The following is a 21,730-nucleotide window of genomic DNA, read 5'->3' as shown; positions in this document are numbered from 1 at the left end:
GGAATGTAACGACCACTTAAGCGATCGCTACATTGTCTTCAGACTTTTTTGCAGCAGTTTGAATCACCTCATCGGCCACGGATGCAGTTTCTTTGGCAATACGGCCTTCTTCATCGGTCGGCACAACCCAAATTTGTGGACCTGTACCTGTATCAATACGACCTTCGGTACCGCGTTTTAAACTGTCATTGGCTTCTTTACTCAAGTTAAAACCAAAGTGCGGTAGGAAAGCGACTGTTTTTTCACGAATATATGCCGAGTTCTCACCAATGCCACCCGTGAAGAATAAGCCATCAAGACGTGGTAGACCACAGCTCAGTGCGGCCAATGATTTTGCTAGGCGATAGCAGAACACTTCAATAGCTAAAGTTGCATCTTCATTACCTTGTTCTGAGGCTTCAATCAAAGTACGCATGTCATTTGATAGATCAGATAGGCCGAGTAAGCCCGATTGGCTATTCAACATTTTATCAATTTTATAAATGTCCCAGCCTAGGTTGTTGGCAAGGAAACTATGTAAGCTTGGATCGACATCACCACTGCGTGTGCCCATCACGACACCTTCAAGTGGAGTTAAGCCCATTGAGGTATCGACACTTTGTCCATTCCAAATTGCACAAGTAGAGCTACCATTACCCAAGTGTGCAGTTAACCAGCCTCCTTGTTTGAAGCTACCAGCCAGTTCTGAACCGCGTTCAGACACATAAGCATGGCTCGTGCCGTGGAAGCCATAGCGACGGACATTATGCTCAGTGTATAAAAATTTTGGCACAGCATAGCGGTAAGCATGTGCAGGCATAGTCTGGTGGAATGCTGTATCAAATACAGCCACTTGAGGTAGCTCTGGGAATAAACGCATCGTGGCGTCAATCCCAACCAAGTGCGCAGGGTTGTGTAATGGTGCAAGTGGTGTTGCTGCACGAATGCGTTCTACAATTTCTTCTGTTAAAAGCTCAGCTTTGGTCAATGTACCGCCGTGTACTACGCGGTGACCAATGGCTTGAGGGTTATAATGTGAAAGGCGTTCTAAGATGGTTTCCAATGCTTTTTCATGATCGGCATGTGGAATAGACAATTCAAGGGGTTGACCACCCGCTGTAATGCCTTTGATACGAGCGTCAGCAGAACCTAAGTTCTCAGCTAAACCGAAAATACGATCTTCACGACGTTCAGAAACGAGCGCATATTTGATTGATGAAGATCCGCAGTTAATTACTAATACTGATGTAGACACGTTTTAATACCTGATTCTAATTGAATTATCCGTCCTAGAACTGATCTTCATGCAGTACGTTCTTATGCAATCTTGATCATTTTTTATGTTGTATCATGTGTATATTTTTAGTCCAAGATAGACTTTAGGTGATTAGACTTAAGCACTATCGACCATCTGATGAATAATAATTAAAATTTATCGGTTCATGATTTTCATTTATTCATGAAATGATGCTGAATTATTCATCAGCTTCAACCCTTTAAAAATAACACGCTATCTGCTGAAAAGAGCTGAATATATTGTGGCTTTCCTGTTTATTTTTAATATTTCATTTTAGACCCATACATAATCACATGCACAATCAATGTGACCGTCAAAAAAAGCATGATTTCCTCTAGATTTTAATCATTTGCATTGAAATGGCACTGATTGAGTTGGCAAATGCCTTAATGTAAAAAAGAGGGATATCAAGTCAAAACAACAGCTGATAGGGGATCAGTAAAATACGCGTGCATCTTATGATGATAATGCTTTTGTTTTGAGAGTGCTTGCAGTGTTCAGATATAAAAAATGTTCAGCCCTTTGGAAAGAGCTGAACATAGATATTTTAAATGTGCTGGATGAGTTATTGGCGAATTTGACCATCACCAAACACAATCCATTTTTGTGAAGTCAGGCCTTCTAAACCGACTGGGCCACGAGCATGGATTTTATCAGTTGAGATGCCAATTTCTGCACCTAAGCCATATTCAAAACCATCGGCAAAACGGGTCGAGGCATTGATCATGACAGAACTCGAATCAACAGCGGCCAAGAACTCACGAGCTAGAGAGTAGTTTTCTGTAATGATCGAATCGGTATGGTGTGAGCCGTATTTATTGATATGCTCAATCGCTTCTTCCATACCAGACACCACCTTCACTGCCAAAATTGGACCAAGATATTCCGTGTACCAATCTTCTTCGGTCGCCGTTTTGACTGCCGTACCTAAAATGCGCTGAGTTTGAGCACAGCCACGCAATTCTACTTGTTTTTCAGTGTAGAGCTCAGCGACACGTGGTAAAAACTCATCTGCGACTTTTTCATCGACCAGCAAAGTTTCCATTGCATTACACACGCCGTAACGGTGAGTTTTTGCATTGAGCGCAATCGGTAGGGCTTTTTGTAGGTCAGCCTGTGCTTCAACATAAACGTGACAGTTCCCATCCAAGTGTTTAATTACAGGGACACGGGCTTCATTGCTGATACGTTCAATCAGGCCTTTGCCTCCACGTGGAACAATCACATCGACAAATTCGGTGAGTGTAATCAGTTGACCCACGGCTGCGCGGTCTGCGGTGTTAATCACTTGAACCGCATGTTCAGGTAAACCCGCCAGTTTTAAACCGCGTTGGATGGCTTCAGCAATGGCTTTATTGGATTCGAGCGCTTCAGAACCACCACGTAAAATAATGGCATTACCAGACTTTAGTGCTAAAGATGCGGCTTCTAAGGTCACATTTGGGCGAGATTCATAAATCATGCCAACCACGCCTAAAGGAACGCGCATCTTACCAAGCTGGATTCCTGACGGACGATAGGCCATATCGGTGATTTCACCAACAGGATCTTTGAGGCCAATCACATCTTTTAAGCCTTGCAACATGCCTTTAAAGCGTGCGGGAGACAGTTCTAAGCGATCAAGTAAAGCACTGTCTAAGTTGTTGCTGTTCGCTTTGTTCATATCTGCTTGGTTCGCCGCTAAAATAGTGGGCTCACTGTTGACTAACGCAGTATAAATAGCTGACAACGCATTGTTTTTAGTTTCGGTAGAGGCACGCGCCAAAATACGAGAAGCTTGACGTGCTTGCTGTCCTACCGTTTGCATATATTGTTCAATCGACTCTTGCATAGCGGTTTGATCACTTAGAAATTTCACAGAAGATAGTAACAGCCTAACACTCGACCGCATAGTCTCTACATGAAAAATCCAGTGTAGAGGCGGACTTATACATATTTTGAAATTGTTTTTTATCTAAAACATGACAAGCGGTTGCACAATCTGTTGCGTGTAAAACAGTGCTCTGTATAGAATGAATTTTAGGACATGAAGTCCTTGCATAATTATTACAACACTGAACACCCTGTTATCGTTGACAGGCGTGATCGTGCATTTCTTGCAAAACAAAAAGTATAGGCAAGAGTAGAGGGAAGGAACATGAATTCTATGATTCAAATGGATGCCGAGCTGTATGACGCGAATTTACGCTTAGGTTTTTTTGATGTTTACCATCGTAACAGCTTTAAAGAACCTGCACGAACCACATGGATTGAGGGCTGGAAAGTCGAATACATGGCGATTGCTCGGCCAGAGTCATTCCATCGCACGCCTATCGTGATTATTGGTGGGGCATTTCAAAACTTTAATTCCTACAAATACTGTGTTGAACAACTGCTCGATGCCGGTCCGATTGTCCTGATTGATCTGCCTTCAATGGGTGCCAATCAACAAATTCGTAATATCGATACAGGCTTGTCTGCGGGCACGTTAGAACTGGGTGATCTCGCGAAAATGCTCGGCGTTTGGTTGGATATTGAAGGATTAGACAAAGTTTCAGTGATGGGCATGTCACTGGGCTCAGTGGTGGCGTCTTGTTTGGCCGATCAACGACCAGAGCTGATTGACCGTATGATTTTAATGGGTGTGATGCAAAAGACCCGTAAAAGCTGGCGGATGTTGCTGGAGGAATCGTTACATTTAATGCGTGAACAACGCATGGATGAATTTGGTCAGGCCGTGATTTTGTATTTGGTCAATCATGCTAAAATGGATAAAACCAAAATGTCACCCACAGCCAAGCGTTTGTTCTTCAGGCAGATGGCGGAGTTTACGGCAACAGAACAAGAGCGCTATGAAATCAACTGCAATCGTTTGCTTCGTCTCACCGATGTGCCGATTCCACAGTGCAAAGTCTTGGTGGCCTGTGGCCAATATGACAGTTTTACCTTGCCACATGAAAATGCCAACTTTGCTTTGCAATGTCCTGATATGGAATATGCGCAAATTGCCAATGCAGACCATGTGCCACAACTACAACGCCGTAAAGAAACCATGCACTTGTTTGCGACGTTTCTGAAGGATGAGTCCATTCAACACTTAGACGGAATTATCCCCTTTAGTCGAGCACAAATGTTGGAAATGGAGAGCCGTGGTGAAGAGCGAGTTCAGATTCAACAGCCCGAAACTTTCTTAAGCTATCGACATTCGGATTTGGTGATTGCGACAGAAGTGGTGGACTTGAACTACTTTGGGGTGCTTTTACGCTTTGAGTCAGACTTAGCTGCTATAGCGGTTAAATATCCGCGTGATTTAGCTTTGCACTTGAGCGATGAAGAAGGTGCATTTCAGATTGAATGTTTAATTTTTGCGGAAGATGGACCGTACCTTCGTGCCTTGTTTAAACATGGCAGTTTTGAACTTGCAGAGCGACTGCTTCGCTTTGTGGGGCGTCAGAAACAAGAACAGACGTTGCTCGAAGCTGTGAGTTAAGTGAAAGTCAAAAATAAAAAACAGCGTTTCATCGCTGTTTTTTTATGGGTTGGGTTTCAGGCTATTGCTCGGGTTGATTGGGCTTTTGCCATTGGCTATGTACCAACCAGACCAAGTCGCCTAAGTGGTCCTGCTGATCTAAGTTTGAAGTGTCGGACTGAGTACTATTGAAAGCTAAAGTGGGTTGGTGAACAGTAACAGTATGAAAGCCCGCTTGTTTGAAAAACTGAGCCGATTCAGGCGGACTGACAAAGTGAAAGCCAAAGGCGCTACGGGACATCCATTTTAAAAGCTTGCTACTGCTCCAGATAAAGTTAGCCAGCTTATTTTTTACAGGTTCAGGGTAGAGGTCCGTCAGATAATATAACTGATCAAACTGCTGTCCGTATTGGACAATGCCTTGTAGCAGTTGAGCGAGCATGTCTTTGCTAAAGTAGTTGATCAAACCTTCACTCACCACCACCAAGGGGCGGTTTGGGTCAAACACCTCAAAGGCACGGGCAAAATCCGTGCTAAATAAGTCGGCAGAGAGAACCGCAGGACTGGTCTGATCGATCTGTTTTAAGGCCTGAGTTTTGATTTGTGCCATGTCCGGTAAGTCGAGTTCACGATAGTCAATCTCAGGATACTGTTGGCGAAAGCTCCAGCCGCGTGGCGACAAGCCACTGGCAATTTCTAAAACTTGTAAGTTTGGGTACTGTTGGATCAGCGCGCTGAGGTGGTCATCAATCATTTGATGACGCTGTTTTAAGGTCGTGCGCATACTGCCACCGACATGTTTCTCAGCCCAGCTTTCGAGTGGATGCACCAGTTTGGCCAGTAACTTCCCTTTGCGGGTGGCAAATACGGGATGTGAGATGCCCATGCTATACCAAATATAGCCTGTATAGTGCGCAGTAAAAGAGATGTGGCGATGAGCCGATAAAGCATCTGTCATGGTATCCGTACCCGATATTTTGTTGTTTTAGTGTTGTTGTTTGGGCAATGCAGAGCAAGCCTGTTGATTTATTTTGAGTTTATCATAATGAAAAAAGGACATCTTGTGATGTCCCTTTGTCCGAAATATCGAGGTTGAAATGGTCAAAGATGAAGTGCTTAACTTAATCTAAACAGTTCCACTTGGTCGCGTACTTTGGCCCAATCTTCACCTAAATGCAGCGTCGATTGGACGTTGACGTTTGGAATCTGACCACGCATGCGTTCTAAGCGAGCTTGGTTTGGCAGCGCCAGTTGGCTAATCCCTTCCAAAGCCACACATGCGGCTGCTCGGTCATTACACACCAACCCCATGTCACAGCCTGCATGGAGTGCGGCTTGAATGCGTGCATCTGGACCGCCTGCAACACATGCGGCTTGCATGCTTAAATCATCTGAGAATAAGACACCATCAAAGCCCAGTTGCTGACGTAGAACGGTTTGAATCCAATACGGTGAAAAACCTGCTGGGTTTGGATCGACTTGGTTATAAATCACATGGGCAGGCATGAGTGCATCCAACTGTGGCATCAGTTTAATAAAAGTCTGCATATCTTTGGCATAAATTTCATCATACGTGCGTGAGTCGATGGCTGCTGCGACATGTGAGTCTGCTTTGACTGAACCATGACCGGGGAAATGTTTGCCTGTTGATGCCATGCCTGCGGCTTTCATCCCTTTTAGGAATGCACTGGCCAGCGGTACGATGTCTTGAATATTTTTGGCAAAGCCACGGTCCCCAATCACATCACTGATGTCATTTAAGTCGAGTACAGGGGCAAAGCTAAAGTCGATACCGACGGCAAGCACTTCTGTCGCCATCAACCAGCCAGATTGTTCTGCCAGGCTTAAGGCTTTTTCAGGTTCGCTTAAGAATAGCTCGCCAAACTTACCCATTGCTGGAAGTAGGCTAAAGCCCTGTTTTAAGCGTTGAACGCGTCCGCCTTCTTGATCGACAGCAATCAAAATATCAGGACGAATTCGGCGCATGTGGTCGGTGAGGGCGCGAACTTGTGCAGGAGACTCAATATTTCGTCCAAATAAAATCATGCCACCGACTTGCGGTGCTTGTAATAGTGCAATATCTTCTTGAGTAAGTTCTGTGCCTGCGATGTCGAGCATCAATGCGCCAATCATATTGGGTGTCCGTATTTGATTTTTTGGTCAGTGACTGTTTTGGCTCTGAAATAAGAGCGAAACAGGTCGTCGAAAACAATACCCGAATTTTGCAATGATTTGCTACATTTTGTCAGCACAGATTATGATAAAACTACACGACATAAACAGATTAAGTTGTTTAAGATTTTGAATATTCTCAATTCATGTCGAAAAATGACATTGTAATTTTGGTCAAAAACCAAGGAACTAAGAATTATTTATGAAACTTCAAACCATTGCTTGTGCGGTTGCAATTGCAACGGGTGGATTCTTTTTCACCCATGCCATTAATGAAGCTATTGCAGCGACTGAAACTACCGCTGTAACCAAACAAGCTATTGTTCCGTCGCAGGAGCAGGCTTTGGTGTCTCGTCAACTGGCGACCTTGGTTGACCGTCAACATTATCTCAATCAACGTTTAGATGCGAAAACATCGGCGCGTATTCTCGATTTCTATCTGGACAGTTTAGATCCAGACCATTCGCTGTTTCTTGCCTCTGAAGTAGAGAGTTATAAGCGTAAATATGGCTCAAACTTAGGTGCGGCTTTAAAAGCAGGTGACTTAAGTGGACCGTATGCGATTCATGCACAGTATCGTGATCGTTTGACCCAGTTTTATACGTATATGCTGGATGAGCTGAAAAAGCCGCAGAATTTAAAACAAGCCAACGTTTATATCGAAACGGATCGTGAAAAGGCACCGTATTTTGCCAATGAAGCAGCGCAGCGTCAGCATTGGAACAAAATGTTGGTTTCGCAGCTGATTAATTTGACCATCAGCAAAGAAGAAGAGTTGGCGAAGCAAAAAGCGCTTAAAGCCAACCCAGAATTGGCCAATGGACAAGATCTCACTAGCTCGGAAGATTTAACCCCAGTACAAACCTTAACCAAGCGTTATATGCGCCAGTTAGAACGTATTTCACGGGTGAAAAGTGATGATGTGTTAGACAAAACACTCAATGCAATGACGCTTACCTATGATCCGCACAGTAACTATTTCCCACCTGTCGATGCAATGGAGTTGAACCGCCAGACGACTTTGCAGCTTGAAGGGATTGGGGTGTCGATTCGACCTGAACGGGGCAATGAAGACTACACTAAAATAGAAACCATTGTAGAAGGTGGCCCTGCGAGCAAGTCTGGACAGGTGAAGTCGGGTGATCGCATCATTGGTGTGGCACAAGATGGCGAAAAAATGGTGGATGTGATCGGTTGGCCGAGCAATGAAATTGTGGGCTTAATCCGTGGTAAACGTGGTACCAAAGTCACCATACGTTTACTCGGCTCGGGTGCGTCGATGAGCCAAGCGCGTAATGTGACCATTACCCGTGACGTCATTCAAGAAGAAGATGCTGGGGTACGTTCACGTACCGTGAATCTGACTCGTGATGGTCAGCAGTACACTTTTGGTGTGATTGAAATACCGTCTTTCTATTTGAACTATCGTGCACGTCGTGCGGGCACAGAATATCGTTCTGTATCTGAAGATACCAACAATGCGCTGAAAACTTTAGCGGCCAAGAATGTCTCAGGGATTATTATCGACTTACGTAACAACCCAGGGGGGTCACTTGAAGAAGTAGCTCGTATGCTTGGGCAGGTGATTAAGTCAGGTCCTGTGGTGCAAATTCGAGATGGTAACGGCAATGTCAGCGTTTTCGAAGACGATGACAATGGTGCGCAAACCTACGCAGGCCCATTGGCAGTGATGGTGAATTTAGCATCTGCGTCTGCAAGCGAAATTTATTCTGCTGCGATTCAAGACTATGAACGTGGCATTGTGATTGGTAGCACCACCACAGGTAAAGGAACAGCACAAGTTCAGCTCGATAACTTGGCGCATGGTCAAGCGACACTAACGCAACGTAAGTTTTACCGTGTAACGGGTGGCAGTACGCAAAACAAAGGCGTGATTCCAGATGTGAAATTGGTAGATATTTACAATGAAGAGTTTGGTGAGCGTAAAGCGAAAAATGCGCTTGAATGGGACACCATTCCAACCGCACCGTTTAAACGTGAAGGCAGCATTGCACCGTATGTAAAACGTTTAGGTGAACTGTCGCAAGCACGCGTTAAAGTCGACCCGCAGTTTAACTATCTTGAACAGCGTAAAGACATCTCGAAAAAGACTGAAGATCAAAAACGTGTGGTTTTAGATATTGATCAACGTAAAGCTGAATTGTTGGCACTAGAAAAACAGACTTTAGATTCGGAAAACAAGCGCCGTCAGATTGCAGGACAAAAGCCTTATGCAAACTGGGAAAGCTATCAAGCTTCTATGGAAGCTTTGGTTGAAGCACGCGCTAAAATGAAAGCGAATCAACGTCCTGCATTGCCTGAAGAGGAAGCATTTGTGACTGAATCTGCAAATGTCTTATTAGATTATGCCAAGTTGCAAAAAGGTACTGCAAAATAGTTTAATCTCTGATGCAATGTATTAAAAAGCCAGTTTCGACTGGCTTTTTATTTAAATTGTGATTCAAAACACAAATGTGGGATTGGCATGCTGCTAAAGCAATCTGCTAGGTAAAATAAATCTATAAATTCTAATGATATCTCTGTGATTTTTTCTTGACCTGAACCTGTTTGTATAAGATTCTTAATCGGGTAGTAATGCTTTTCGCCTTTGATAAAAAGGATATAAATGAAGAAAAAGAGAAATTAATACGGACATTTTATATGATGCATGTGCATTACGATTTTAGTTTGGTATTAGGTTCAATTGTTGTGGCATTGTTGGCGTGTTTTTTTGCAGTGTCGACCGAACGCTTATTATTTCGTACTTGGCGTAAAAAATTTCAAACAGTGCTCATTTTACTCAGTAGTTTTTTCTTAGGCTGTGCCATTTGGGCCATGCATTTTGTGGGTATGTTGGCTTGTGATTTGCCGACGCATAGTTATTTTGACCCTGCACTGACAATTCTTTCTTTTTTTATTGCTTTTATTGCATCTGTTTTTTCAATTTGGTTGACCACGCGTCAGACCTTACCTTTTTTAAGATTGGTTTTGGGGTCGGTATTGATGGGGCTTGGTATTTCGGGTATGCATTATACTGGCATGATGGGGCTGATTATTGAGGGCTATCAGAGTGCTTATGATCCCTTGCTGACAGTTTTCTCTATCTTGATTGCGATTAGTGGCTCGGGTTTAACCTTTTGGCTGATCTTTAAATATAAAAGTGCAGTCAGTAAGAAACTGTTGTACCAATGGTATGTTGCAGGGATGATGGCCTTGACCATCGTGAGTATGCATTATACCGGTATGCTAGCAGTCTCGTTCTATCCAACCCATAGTGACAAGCTGGTGATGCCCCTTGAAGCAGGTCAAAGCATTGTTTTATTTGTTGTTATCTTTATTACCTGTTTGATTTTGGTGGCGACATTTGTTGTTGCGGTGTTGGAGCAGCGTTTAGAAGAGCGTAATATTCAACTCTCTCTGGCCAATAAAGAGTTGGCAAATCAGGCGGTACAGGACAATTTAACCAAGCTCCCCAATCGATTGTATTTGGCAGAATACGCCCATTTTCTGTTTACAGATCACCGCTTCCGCAATGAAAGCATTGCTTTTCTATATATCGATTTAGATCGCTTTAAAGCTGTGAATGATGTCTTTGGGCACCATGTTGGGGATCAATTATTGGTTCAACTGACCACTCGGATTCATCGCCACTTAAGTAAAAATGGAAAAATTCTCAGAATTGGTGGGGACGAGTTTCTAATGGTGCTGGAGCAGGCGACTGCTGAGCAAGCGTGCCAAATGGCGGAGCACGTGCTGGAGTTGATTCAAGATAGCTTTTTGATTGCGGGTAAAGAAATTAATGTGTCTGCGAGTATTGGTATTGCGATGTATCCCGAACATGGTAGTAATTTGCAGGATTTGCTGATTAATGCCGATGCAGCGATGCTGACCTCAAAATATCAGGGACGAAATACCTATTCTATTTTTAATTACAGTTTTGACCAACAAGAAGCGAAAAGCCAAACTAAGCTGATCAATGACTTATATAAAGCCGTAGAAGAACAACAGTTTGTTTTGTATTACCAGCCTAAATTTACCATCCAAGATCAACGGATTTGTGGAGTCGAGGCATTGATTCGCTGGAAGCATCCGACTTTAGGTTTGCTGACCCCCAATATGTTTATTAAAGGTGCGGAAAAAACGGGGCTGATCATCCAAATGGGGTATTGGGCTTTGGAGCAAGCATGTAAACAACTGCAAATCTGGGAACGAGAGAAAATTGAACTGTATCCAATTGCTGTGAATTTATCGGCGGTGCAGTTTGAGCATAAGCATTTATTTAATAATCTTGAGCATCTTTTTGATAAATACAAGGTCAACCCAAATCATCTAATCATTGAAATCACTGAAAGTACGGCCATGCACCATATCGAAGGCAGCATTCGTACCTTACAGCGGTTACGTGAAATGGGGATTCGTTTGGCGATTGATGACTTTGGGACAGGACATTCCAGCTTTTTATATTTAAAAAACCTACCTGTAGATGAGTTGAAGATTGATCGTGGTTTTATTCATGAGCTGACCGTTGGTTCAAAAGATGAAATGATCTTAGAAAGTATTGTTCATCTGGCGATTCGCTTGGGTTTGGTCGTGACAGCAGAAGGTGTAGAAAGTCCCCTGCAAATGGAAATCTTGTCGCGGTTAGGCTGTCAGCAATTACAAGGTTATTTGTTGGGCATGCCTATGGATGTTAAGCGCTTAGAAGAGTTTGAGTACACATCGTCAACTTATTTCAATTAAGCCACTCATTGAAACGCTTTGGCGTGAGGTGCTTTCTCGCTTCGCTTGATAAAAGACAATAGAAGCTCAAGCGGTATTCGGATACAATTAGCCCAATTTAGAATTTCTTTTATAGGACTTTATGGTCGTATCGATCATGAGGGCTATGATCAATTGCAGATTTAATTTATGTTTAAAAATGAATTAGCCGCGCAAGTTGCGCAGCGTCGTACCTTTGCGATTATTTCCCACCCCGATGCTGGTAAGACCACCATGACAGAAAAATTACTGTTGTGGGGACAGGCCATTCAGATTGCAGGTATGGTGAAAAGCCGTAAATCGGACCGTGCTGCCACTTCGGACTGGATGGAAATGGAAAAAGAACGTGGTATTTCGATCACCACCTCTGTAATGCAGTTTCCATTTAAAGACAAGATGATCAACCTGCTGGATACGCCGGGACACGAAGACTTCTCTGAAGATACGTATCGTACCTTAACGGCGGTCGATTCAGCTTTGATGGTGATCGATGGTGCAAAAGGTGTCGAAGATCGTACTGTGAAACTGATGGAAGTGTGTCGTATGCGTGACACACCGATCATTTCATTTGTGAACAAAATGGACCGTGAAATCCGTGAGCCTTTAGAGCTGTTGGATGAAATTGAAAACGTTCTCAAAATCAAATGTGTGCCGATCACTTGGCCGCTTGGTACAGGTCGTGACTTCGCTGGGGTGTTTAACCTGATCGAAGAAAAGTTTTATGTGTATAAAGCAGGTTTTGGTTCAACCATTACCGAAATCGAAGTCCGTGATGGTTATGACTATCCAGACTTACGTGAAAAAGTCGGTGAGCTGGCTTGGGCGGCATTTGAAGAGTCTCTAGAGTTGGTGCAAATGGCTAATGAGCCTTTAGACCGTACAGAGTTCCTTGCGGGTCGTCAAACGCCTGTATTGTTTGGTACAGCATTAGGTAACTTTGGTGTAGACCATGTGTTAGATGCATTTAGCAACTATGCGCCTGAACCTAAAGCGCACCCAACAGAAAATCGTTTGGTTGAAGCAACTGAAGAGGGTTTTACTGGCTTTGTCTTTAAAATTCAAGCCAATATGGACCCGAAACACCGTGACCGTATTGCCTTTATGCGTATTTGTTCAGGCAAATATGAAAAAGGTTTGAAAATGAAGCATGTGCGTCTAGATAAAGATGTGCGTATTAGTGATGCTTTGACTTTCTTGGCTGGTGATCGTCAGCATCTAGAAGAAGCATGGCCGGGTGACATTATTGGTTTACATAACCACGGTACGATTCAAATTGGCGATACTTTTACCTCAGGTGAAAAATTGCAATTCACGGGCATCCCGCACTTCGCCCCTGAAATGTTCCGCCGTGTACGTTTGAAAGATCCATTGAAATCGAAACAGTTACAAAAAGGCTTAAAAGAACTTTCAGAAGAAGGTGCAACACAGGTCTTCATGCCGCAAAATAGCAATGATTTGATTGTGGGTGCAGTGGGTGTGCTTCAGTTTGAAGTGGTGGCATACCGTTTGAAAGAAGAATACAAAGTCGACTGCGTCTACGAGCCTGTGAGTATTAATACAGTGCGTTGGGTGTCATGTGATGATGACAAAAAATTCAATGAATTTAAGAAAAAAGCACATGATCAACTATCGGTAGATGGCGGTGGTCACTTGACCTACTTGGCACCGAGTCGTGTGAACTTACAACTGATGCAAGAGCGCTATCCAGACATCGTGTTCCGCAATACCCGCGAACACTAATCGGGATGTTAAAAAATAAAACAGCTTCTTCGTGAAGCTGTTTTATTATGCAAGATACTTTAATTTTAATCATGAATTTCATGGAAGACGCATGTTGCAGAAACAGGCTATTTATACAATATTGGTGAGTTTGACTGTCTTATTGACGGCATGTGACTCCTCTAAACAATCTGAAACAGATGCAGATGCCAAAGGCTCGGTATTTAAAACAGAGCAGGCTGAAGTGTTACCGTATTTAAATATTCAGCAACAAGCGGCTGATATTGCACAGCCATTTTGTGAAACCAAGAATTGTATTGAGTTGGATCTGCAAAGCTTAACAACGGCAGATCCGTGGTTAAACCAATGGATTGCCAAAAGTCAGGCTCGAGTGATTCAAGATCAGATTGGCTTAAAACAAGACATGAACTTACAGCAAGCCATTAATGCCTATGTGAAAAAATCGGATGTATGGCAAGCTGAATTCAAGGGCAACAAGGCTTATAGCTTGGCGATGTATACGCGTATACCGTATCAGCGCAATCAGTTTGTGCTCATGCAAATTGGGGTTGATACCAATCAAGAAAATGTAAATGTTAAGGAACGTTATTATTTCTTTGTTGCGGATCGTAAAAACCAAAAAGCGGTGGCATTATTAGATTTAATTCACCCGAAACAGCAGCTGGCGATGAATGTATTGGTGCAAAAAGCGTATCAAGAATGGTTGAAGAAACAAGAACCCGAAGTGCGAAAATCTGCACCAGCGAAGTTGTACTGGGGGCAAGCAGATTGGTTTTTTGACCAAGAGGGCATCGGTTTACATTATCGGACTCATGAGATTGTAAAAGATGGGACCCAGCTTGATATTTATTTGACGAAAGCACAAACTCAACAGGTATTAAAAGCCGATGTCTATACCCAGCTGTTTTAGTGCATTGGCCAAAGCAAGAGCCGGCTTCACAAGGTAATAGGTTATATATGTTAAAAAGCAAAACAATATTTACAATCAGCGTACTTGCAGCTGCCATCAGTTTGACAGCCTGTCAACCAAAAGATAAAGAGCCTCAAACTCCTGCAACGCAAACCACAGCGGCTTCAGAGGTAGAAACAGCCTTAAAGCTGGTCGGTGACACAGAAAAATTACAATTCGAATTACCTGAATGTGATGGCAATGCTTGCCCAGAATTAAACATTGATCGTTTGCAAAGTAATCAAGCATTTATTGATGATTTTATTGATCAACAAATTGTGAAAGATTTATCGCAGATTATTGATATTTCGCCGATGCATAGCAGTTCTGATACCACGGCATCAAGTGCGGTGGCGGCAAGTTCTGAACCTGCAGTAGTGGGCCAAGTCCTCACCCCTAAACTGAAACTAGAGAAACAAGTTCAACCTTATTTGGCTGCTTTTCTGGGTTTAGACCAAGAGTTGAAAGCCTTAAGTTCTAACCATCAAATTAGTTTGATGATTAAGCCTAAAATTCTAAATGCCAAAGATCCTTTGGCCACGGTGGTATTGAACACCAGCAGCTACTTAGGCGGTGCACATGGTTCATCGTCACAGCATTATTATAATTTTGACTTGAAGCAGCAAAAGCTGGTGAGTTTGGATGATCTATTGTTGCCGAATCAGAAGGCGGCGTTAAATAGAGTAGCGCATGAAGCCTTTCGTGCTTGGGTTGTGGACTCTAAGTTAGCGACCAATGTCGATGAATATGAGCAAGCGTGGAAGTTTAGCTTGAGTAACAATTATTACTTGGGCACTGAAGGTCTGATTTTACAATATGGCGAGTATGAAATTGGTCCTTATGTGGTGGGTTTACCACGCTTAACTATAGGTTATGATCAACTCCAGAAAATTTTAAAGCCTGAGTACTTACCAAAAGCCAAACAGAGCGTACAGGCTGCTTCAGAAGCCAAGAGTTAATCAAGCATGAGCTTGCCTCTGTTCGACACCCATACTCATTTTGATGTTGCCGATTTTGATACTGATCGGCAACATTTGGCTGAGCAAGCAAAACGTGTTGGGGTAGAGGCACTGGTCCTTATTGGTTTTCTTGAATCACGATTTGATACGCTGATTCAGACCCATCAGCAATTAAAAAGCTGGAAGAATGTTCCGTGCTCTTATCTTGCCCCTGGTTTACATCCGTTTTATATCGAACAGCATCAGACCGAACACTTACAACGTTTAGAGCAGGTCCTGCAGCAGCAGGACTGCGTAGCTGTGGGTGAAATTGGTTTAGACACCTTTTTAAAAGAGCATAAACAGCCTGCACTTTTCGCCAAGCAGCAATCTTATTTTTCTGAACAACTGGAACTTGCTAAGCAATATCAAAAACCTGTGTTATTGCATATTCGCAAAGCACATGCAGAAAGTATTGCCATTTTAAAAGCCCAAAAATTTAAATTCGGTGGTATCGCTCATGCCTTTAGTGGTGGGGTGGAAGAAGCCAAGGCCTTGGTCAAACTCGGTTTTAAAATTGGGGTGACAGGGCAAATCACCAATCCAAATGCCAAAAAATTGCATCAAGTGGTGCAAGTACTTGGTAGTGAACATTTGGTGATTGAAACGGACTGTCCAGATATGACGCCGTTGTGTTGTCAAACATCGACTGAGCACCGTACCCGCAATACACCGGTGAATTTACCTTATGTTTTGGAGAGTCTCGCACAGACATTGGATCAGACTGAGTGGGCGCTAGCAACTCAACTCTGGCAGAACTCATTGGCTGCGTTGAATTTAAAATTTTAGAAGAATAAGACAATAATCTCGATAAAAATAAGATAACCAAAAGGGAACACATTCTTTTCTAAACAGGCTTACATTAAAGAAAGAACATCATAATAAATAAATTCGCCAATACTGGGAGGGCAACCGAATGGCCAGATATAGCAAAATCAATAGTTTCAATGCATTACAAACACTCACGGTGGGTGAAAAATCCTATCAAATTTTTAACCTCCCTCAAGCCGCCCAAACATTGGGTAATATTGATCAATTACCCAAGTCTTTAAAGGTCTTACTCGAAAATTTACTCCGTTTTGAAGATCAAAAAAGTGTAAAAGTAGAGCATATTCAAGCCCTAGTCGATTGGCAAAAAACCAGAAGCTCTGATCAGGAAATTCAATATCGGCCTGCACGTGTGCTGATGCAAGATTTCACAGGGGTTCCTGCCGTGGTTGACTTGGCTGCGATGCGTGCTGCAATGGCACAAGCGGGTGGCGATCCGAATTTGATTAATCCCTTGTCCCCTGTCGATTTGGTGATTGATCATTCCGTGATGGTTGATCATTTTGCGGATAAAGATGCCTTTACTGAAAATGTCGAAATTGAAATGCAACGCAATGGTGAGCGTTATCAATTCCTACGCTGGGGACAATCGGCCTTTAATAACTTTAGCGTTGTCCCGCCCGGTACAGGAATTTGCCACCAAGTCAATTTAGAGTATCTGGCTCAAGCTGTATGGCTGGGGGAGGATGAGGGACAAACTTTTGCGTTCCCTGATACCTTGGTGGGAACAGATTCGCATACCACCATGATCAATGGCTTAGGCGTGCTTGGTTGGGGTGTTGGCGGGATTGAAGCTGAAGCGGCGATGCTCGGGCAGCCTGTATCCATGTTAATTCCTGAAGTCATTGGTTTCAAACTCACAGGGAAACTCAATGAAGGCATTACCGCAACAGATTTGGTTTTAACCATCACACAAATGCTACGCCAAAAAGGCGTGGTTGGTAAATTTGTTGAATTCTATGGCGATGGTTTAGCCGACTTGCCTTTGGCTGACCGCGCGACTATTGCCAATATGGCCCCTGAATATGGTGCAACTTGTGGTTTCTTCCCCATTGATGACGTGACCTTGGCTTATTTAGCGTTGACAGGTCGTGAGCAACAACGGATTGATTTGGTTGAAGCCTATAGTAAAGCGCAAGGCCTGTGGCGAAATGCAGGTGATGAACCCGTTTTTACCGATACTTTGAGCTTGGACATGAGTACAGTGCAGGCCAGTTTGGCAGGCCCTAAACGTCCGCAAGATCGTGTCTTGCTGTCAGATGTACCTAAAACTTTTCATGATTTGATGGAACTAAATCTCAAGCCAGCCAAAGAAGCCAAAGAGCGTTTAGAAAATGAAGGCGGTGGCACAGCTGTTGAAGCTAAAAAAGCCAATCTGCCGCATGAGGAGCCATCTTGCACTATTGATGGAAAGTCCTATCCATTGAATCATGGTGATGTGGTGATTTCAGCCATTACCTCATGTACCAATACCTCAAACCCAAGTGTAATGTTGGCTGCAGGACTTCTTGCCAAAAAAGCCATTGAAAAAGGTCTACAGCGTAAACCGTGGGTGAAAAGTTCGCTTGCGCCCGGTTCTAAAGTGGTGACCGATTATTTGGCTGCGGCAGGTTTAACATCGTATTTGGATGAGTTGGGTTATAACCTTGTTGGCTATGGTTGTACCACGTGTATCGGTAACTCTGGACCACTGCCTGAACCGATTGAAGAAGCCATTCAGTGCCATGATCTCAATGTCGCTTCAGTGCTTTCAGGCAACCGTAACTTTGAAGGGCGTGTGCATCCTCTGGTGAAAACCAACTGGTTGGCTTCGCCACCTTTGGTGGTGGCTTATGGTTTGACGGGCAATATCCGTACAGACCTGACCACGCAACCGATCGGCCTCGGCAAAGATGGGCAAGCAGTCTACTTGAAGGATATTTGGCCGAGTCAGGCTGAAATTGATCATGCGCTACAGAGCGTAAATACCGCGATGTTCCATAAAGAATATGCCGCAGTATTTGATGGTGATGCAGCATGGCAGGAGATTCAGATTCCTCAAAGTCAGACCTATGCTTGGCAAGAGAATTCAACCTATATTCGCCACCCGCCATTTTTTGAAGAGATAGGTAAGCCACCGAAACCGATTACCAATATTGAACAGGCACGTATTTTGGCTGTGCTTGGAGACTCGGTCACCACCGATCATATTTCCCCAGCGGGTAATATCAAGAAAGACAGCCCCGCAGGACGCTATTTGCAACAGCAAGGGGTTGAACCCAAAGACTTTAACTCTTACGGGTCTCGACGTGGGAACCATGAAGTGATGATGCGAGGCACTTTTGCCAATATCCGCATTAAAAATGAAATGCTCGGTGGAGAAGAAGGTGGAAACACGATCTATATTCCAACAGGAGAAACCTTGCCGATTTATGATGCCTCTATGTTTTATCAGCAGCAACATACGCCGTTAATCATTATTGCTGGGAAAGAGTATGGCACAGGCTCATCACGTGACTGGGCTGCCAAAGGCACGAACTTATTGGGGGTTAAAGCGGTGATTGCCGAAAGTTTTGAACGAATTCACCGTTCGAATTTGGTTGGTATGGGAGTATTGCCATTGCAATTTGTCGATGGACAAACGCGCCAATCCTTAAACTTGACAGGTCGTGAAGTACTTTCGATTCATGGATTATCGGATGATATTCAGCCGCATCAAACTTTGGATATTCAGGTGCTTCGAGAAGATGGCAGCCAAGACCAATTTACAGTGTTGTGCCGTATTGATACCTTGAATGAGGTGGAATACTTTAAAGCTGGCGGTATTTTGCATTATGTACTGCGTAATTTAATTGCAGCCTAATCTCAATGAAATAAAGCCCTGTCAGTAGCAGGGCTTTATTGTTTGTAGCGATACATTCAATCCAAGGTCGTATTCAGGTAAAATGAACATGATTTTACCGATATAGATGTACGCATGACTGATCTGCAACATGATGAATATGACCGCCGTTTTGCTGGTGTAGCCAAAATTTATGGAGACGAGGCCTTTTCATATTATGAAAAAAGTCATGTCATGGTGATCGGAATTGGTGGTGTAGGTTCGTGGGCAGTAGAGGCTTTAGCGCGTACAGGCGTTGGAGAATTAACACTGGTTGATATGGACTCAATTGCGGCTTCGAATGTTAACCGTCAATTGCCAGCCATGAGCTCAACCTTGGGTCATGAAAAAATTGAAGTGATGGCCGAACGTTGTCGATCCATCAATCCACGGATCAAAATCAATTTGATCGATGACTATTTAACCCCAGAAAATGTCAAAGAAATTTTAGAACATCGACCAGACTTAATTTTAGATTGTATTGATGACGTCAAAGCTAAATTAGCACTGATGTTGCACTGCCGTTTTAATAAGATCCCATTGATTGTTTCGGGGGGAGCGGGTGGTAAGCTCGACCCACTAAAAATCCGAGTTGCTGATTTGTCTAAAACCGAACAAGATCCCATGTTGGCGAAGCTTCGAACCCAGTTACGTGGCATGGGAATTTGTAAAAAACCAAAAGAAAAGTTCGGCATTAGCTGTGTGTATTCGATTGATAATCCATTTTCCAGTGCAGATGTGTGTCCAAGTGCGGGCCTACGTTGTGGTGGCTATGGTTCTGCGGTGGTGGTGACTTCAAGCTTTGCGATGGTGGCAGTGGCGGAAGTGCTGAAAAAATTAGATGGAATGAAAGCGAAACAATAATACTGTTTTAGGTTTAATTGGACTGTATACATCGATATATGGATACAGTCCTTAGACCACAAAAAATATTGAAACCAATAGAAAAAAAGAGAAAAGAAAAATGAGCTTTTTAAAAAAATTATGGGGTTCTCAAAACAAAAAAACGCCTGCGAATGAAAATGCATATACTGCATTTTGGCAATGGTTTCAGCAGCATCAACAGCATTTTCACCACATTGTGAATCAAGGCAGTAAAACTGAAATCGAGCGAGATTTCTTTGATCGATTGACGCCTGAATTGGAAAAAGTCCATTGCGGCATCTTTTTTCTGACGGGCATGTTAACCCCACAAACAGCTGAATTAATTCTTACCCCTGATGGCATCATTCCAAATATTGTCTTTGTGGAAGAGCTGATTGCAGCTGCACCTGAGATTGCAGGGTGGAAGTTCACTGCGCTTAAACCTGAAAGCGATATTCATCAAGTCGGGATTAATATGCATGATTATGAGTTTAGTCAGGAGACTTTATCTTTTTATTTTAACCAGCAAGCCGAATATCCCGATGAGATTGATCTGGTCGTGGTACATGATGAATATAATGCAGCTGAAAACGATGCGTTTTTACAGGCTGTGTATATTTTCCTCGACAACTATTTGGGCGAGTACGATGCGGTTACCAAATTGGACAATGTTTCTGTCCAGTCTAAGCAAGATGCCGAAAAAGAATTGCTACCGATTCACTTGCTCAAAAACATTTTAATTTTAAAAAGTAGTGAAATTTCAAGATTAGACAAAATTACCCGTTCAAATACGGATGCCGATGAATTTGTCAGTTTGGAAGGTGAAACCAATGAAGGTCTACCGTTGCTGGCGACTTTAAATCGTACACTTTTAACATGGGATCAAAAAGCCTCACATCCATGGATGATGTTGATTGAAATCTCTTATTATGGTCAGCATTCAAATGGCATGTCCGCGTCTACAGATTATGAACTACTGGATTTGATAGAAGATGCATTATTACAAGAGCTTAAGGATGTGGATGGCTATTTAAATATAGGTCGTGAAACGGGTAATCACTTAAGAACTATATATTTTGCGTGTAAAGAGTTTAGAAAACCATCCAAGGTCATTGATCAAGTGATTGAAAAATATAAAGGCAACTTTGAAATAGAGGTCAGTTTGTTTAAAGACAAATACTGGCGTGCTCTGAGTAAATTTACCGGTTAAGCTCTTATATAAAAGAAGAGTTCGCCTGAAGCACTTTTAAAATATAAAGGGATAAAGCAGCTCCATGACTCATCTTTCAGGGCATTCCAAACTTGATGTTACAATAGTGGCTTTAGGGATCATTTTGAGTTGTGGTGTTGTATATGCTATTTACTCAACCGTTCGTCATTTTTATGTTTTAAATCAGGTCAATGAAGCCAAAGAAATGATGAGTGATATACAGTCATTATTGGTTTGGTCAATGCATCAGCATCATGATGATGTCACGCAGGCTTGTCATTTTAAAAATATACAACAGATTGCTCAATCCGTAGAATTTCAAAATATGAATCGTATTTTAAAATTACAGGATCAAATTCATCAGCAAAGTCAATTTGTTGAACAGATTAAAGTAAATGCCACCCCTGATTTACATGGTTGTATAACTACGGCTTACTTTAGAAAAGAACCCTTTGTCAGCGAGCTTATTGCAGGAAAGTATATTTCCTATCATTATGATTTTAAGACTGAAACAATAAAATGTGTCACCAATATACACAAGCGTGCTTTAGTGAAAGCTTGTACTCGGCTATAACGGTGAAACATAAAAAAGCGAAGCAGATGCTTCGCTTTTTTCGTTTAGATCAA

General features: G+C 42.8%; 15 protein-coding genes. 11 read left to right on the top strand and 4 right to left on the bottom strand.

What is annotated here, in order from left to right:
* Positions 1-16: 16 nt before the first annotated feature.
* Positions 17-1,234 (bottom strand): acetate/propionate family kinase, encoded by a 1,218-nt coding sequence (locus ACY3FQ_RS13660; RefSeq protein ID WP_004979078.1) that lies wholly within the window; start codon positions 1,232-1,234, stop codon positions 17-19.
* 607 nt (positions 1,235-1,841) lie between these two features.
* Entirely contained in the window at positions 1,842-3,107 is a 1,266-nt protein-coding gene (locus ACY3FQ_RS13655) for a glutamate-5-semialdehyde dehydrogenase (protein ID WP_489774431.1), read from the bottom strand.
* 306 nt (positions 3,108-3,413) lie between these two features.
* Here ACY3FQ_RS13655 and ACY3FQ_RS13650 point away from each other — a divergent pair, with 306 nt between their 5' ends.
* Entirely contained in the window at positions 3,414-4,745 is a 1,332-nt protein-coding gene (locus ACY3FQ_RS13650; RefSeq protein WP_489774194.1) for an alpha/beta fold hydrolase, read from the top strand.
* 61 nt (positions 4,746-4,806) lie between these two features.
* Here ACY3FQ_RS13650 and ACY3FQ_RS13645 read toward each other — a convergent pair whose 3' ends face one another.
* Both ACY3FQ_RS13645 and nagZ read right to left on the bottom strand, forming a co-directional pair.
* Positions 4,807-5,682 (bottom strand): class I SAM-dependent methyltransferase, encoded by an 876-nt coding sequence (locus ACY3FQ_RS13645; protein ID WP_201953608.1) that lies wholly within the window; start codon positions 5,680-5,682, stop codon positions 4,807-4,809.
* A 158-nt stretch (positions 5,683-5,840) separates the two neighbouring features.
* A complete protein-coding gene (nagZ, locus tag ACY3FQ_RS13640) occupies positions 5,841-6,857 on the bottom strand; it encodes a beta-N-acetylhexosaminidase (RefSeq protein WP_201953610.1) in 1,017 nt (338 codons plus the stop codon).
* Positions 6,858-7,098: 241 nt separating this feature from the next.
* On the opposite strand from nagZ, the gene ACY3FQ_RS13635 reads away from it, so the two are divergent.
* The 10 genes from ACY3FQ_RS13635 to ACY3FQ_RS13590 all read left to right on the top strand — a co-directional run bounded on the left by ACY3FQ_RS13635 (position 7,099) and on the right by ACY3FQ_RS13590 (position 21,677).
* Entirely contained in the window at positions 7,099-9,294 is a 2,196-nt protein-coding gene (locus tag ACY3FQ_RS13635) for a carboxy terminal-processing peptidase (protein ID WP_201953613.1), read from the top strand.
* 263 nt (positions 9,295-9,557) lie between these two features.
* The gene (locus ACY3FQ_RS13630; RefSeq protein WP_201953615.1) at positions 9,558-11,636 is read left to right on the top strand and encodes a bifunctional diguanylate cyclase/phosphodiesterase; all 2,079 of its coding nucleotides are present in this window, start codon (positions 9,558-9,560) and stop codon (positions 11,634-11,636) included.
* A gap of 168 nt (positions 11,637-11,804) precedes the next feature.
* Positions 11,805-13,394, top strand: coding sequence for a peptide chain release factor 3 (locus tag ACY3FQ_RS13625; RefSeq protein ID WP_004692398.1), 1,590 nt, complete (start codon positions 11,805-11,807; stop codon positions 13,392-13,394).
* Between the two features lie 91 nt (positions 13,395-13,485).
* Entirely contained in the window at positions 13,486-14,304 is an 819-nt protein-coding gene (locus ACY3FQ_RS13620) for a hypothetical protein (RefSeq protein WP_489774191.1), read from the top strand.
* A gap of 47 nt (positions 14,305-14,351) precedes the next feature.
* A complete protein-coding gene (locus tag ACY3FQ_RS13615; protein WP_489774190.1) occupies positions 14,352-15,302 on the top strand; it encodes an RsiV family protein in 951 nt (316 codons plus the stop codon).
* Between the two features lie 12 nt (positions 15,303-15,314).
* On the top strand, positions 15,315-16,130 hold the full coding sequence (locus tag ACY3FQ_RS13610; RefSeq protein WP_489774430.1) for a TatD family hydrolase: 816 nt from the start codon (positions 15,315-15,317) through the stop codon (positions 16,128-16,130).
* 127 nt (positions 16,131-16,257) lie between these two features.
* Positions 16,258-19,011, top strand: a complete 2,754-nt coding sequence (acnA, locus tag ACY3FQ_RS13605) for an aconitate hydratase AcnA (protein WP_489774189.1) — start codon at positions 16,258-16,260, stop codon at positions 19,009-19,011.
* Between the two features lie 114 nt (positions 19,012-19,125).
* Positions 19,126-19,893, top strand: coding sequence for a tRNA threonylcarbamoyladenosine dehydratase (locus ACY3FQ_RS13600; RefSeq protein ID WP_005400793.1), 768 nt, complete (start codon positions 19,126-19,128; stop codon positions 19,891-19,893).
* A gap of 100 nt (positions 19,894-19,993) precedes the next feature.
* The gene (locus tag ACY3FQ_RS13595; protein WP_005400792.1) at positions 19,994-21,103 is read left to right on the top strand and encodes a DUF695 domain-containing protein; all 1,110 of its coding nucleotides are present in this window, start codon (positions 19,994-19,996) and stop codon (positions 21,101-21,103) included.
* Between the two features lie 64 nt (positions 21,104-21,167).
* Positions 21,168-21,677, top strand: a complete 510-nt coding sequence (locus ACY3FQ_RS13590) for a hypothetical protein (RefSeq protein ID WP_005400791.1) — start codon at positions 21,168-21,170, stop codon at positions 21,675-21,677.
* Positions 21,678-21,730 lie beyond the last annotated feature (53 nt).

The organism is Acinetobacter sp. AB03 (genome assembly GCF_058107045.1).
The sequence above is the reverse complement of the archived record's forward strand: the minus strand, read 5'-3'. Positions and strand labels throughout refer to the sequence as shown.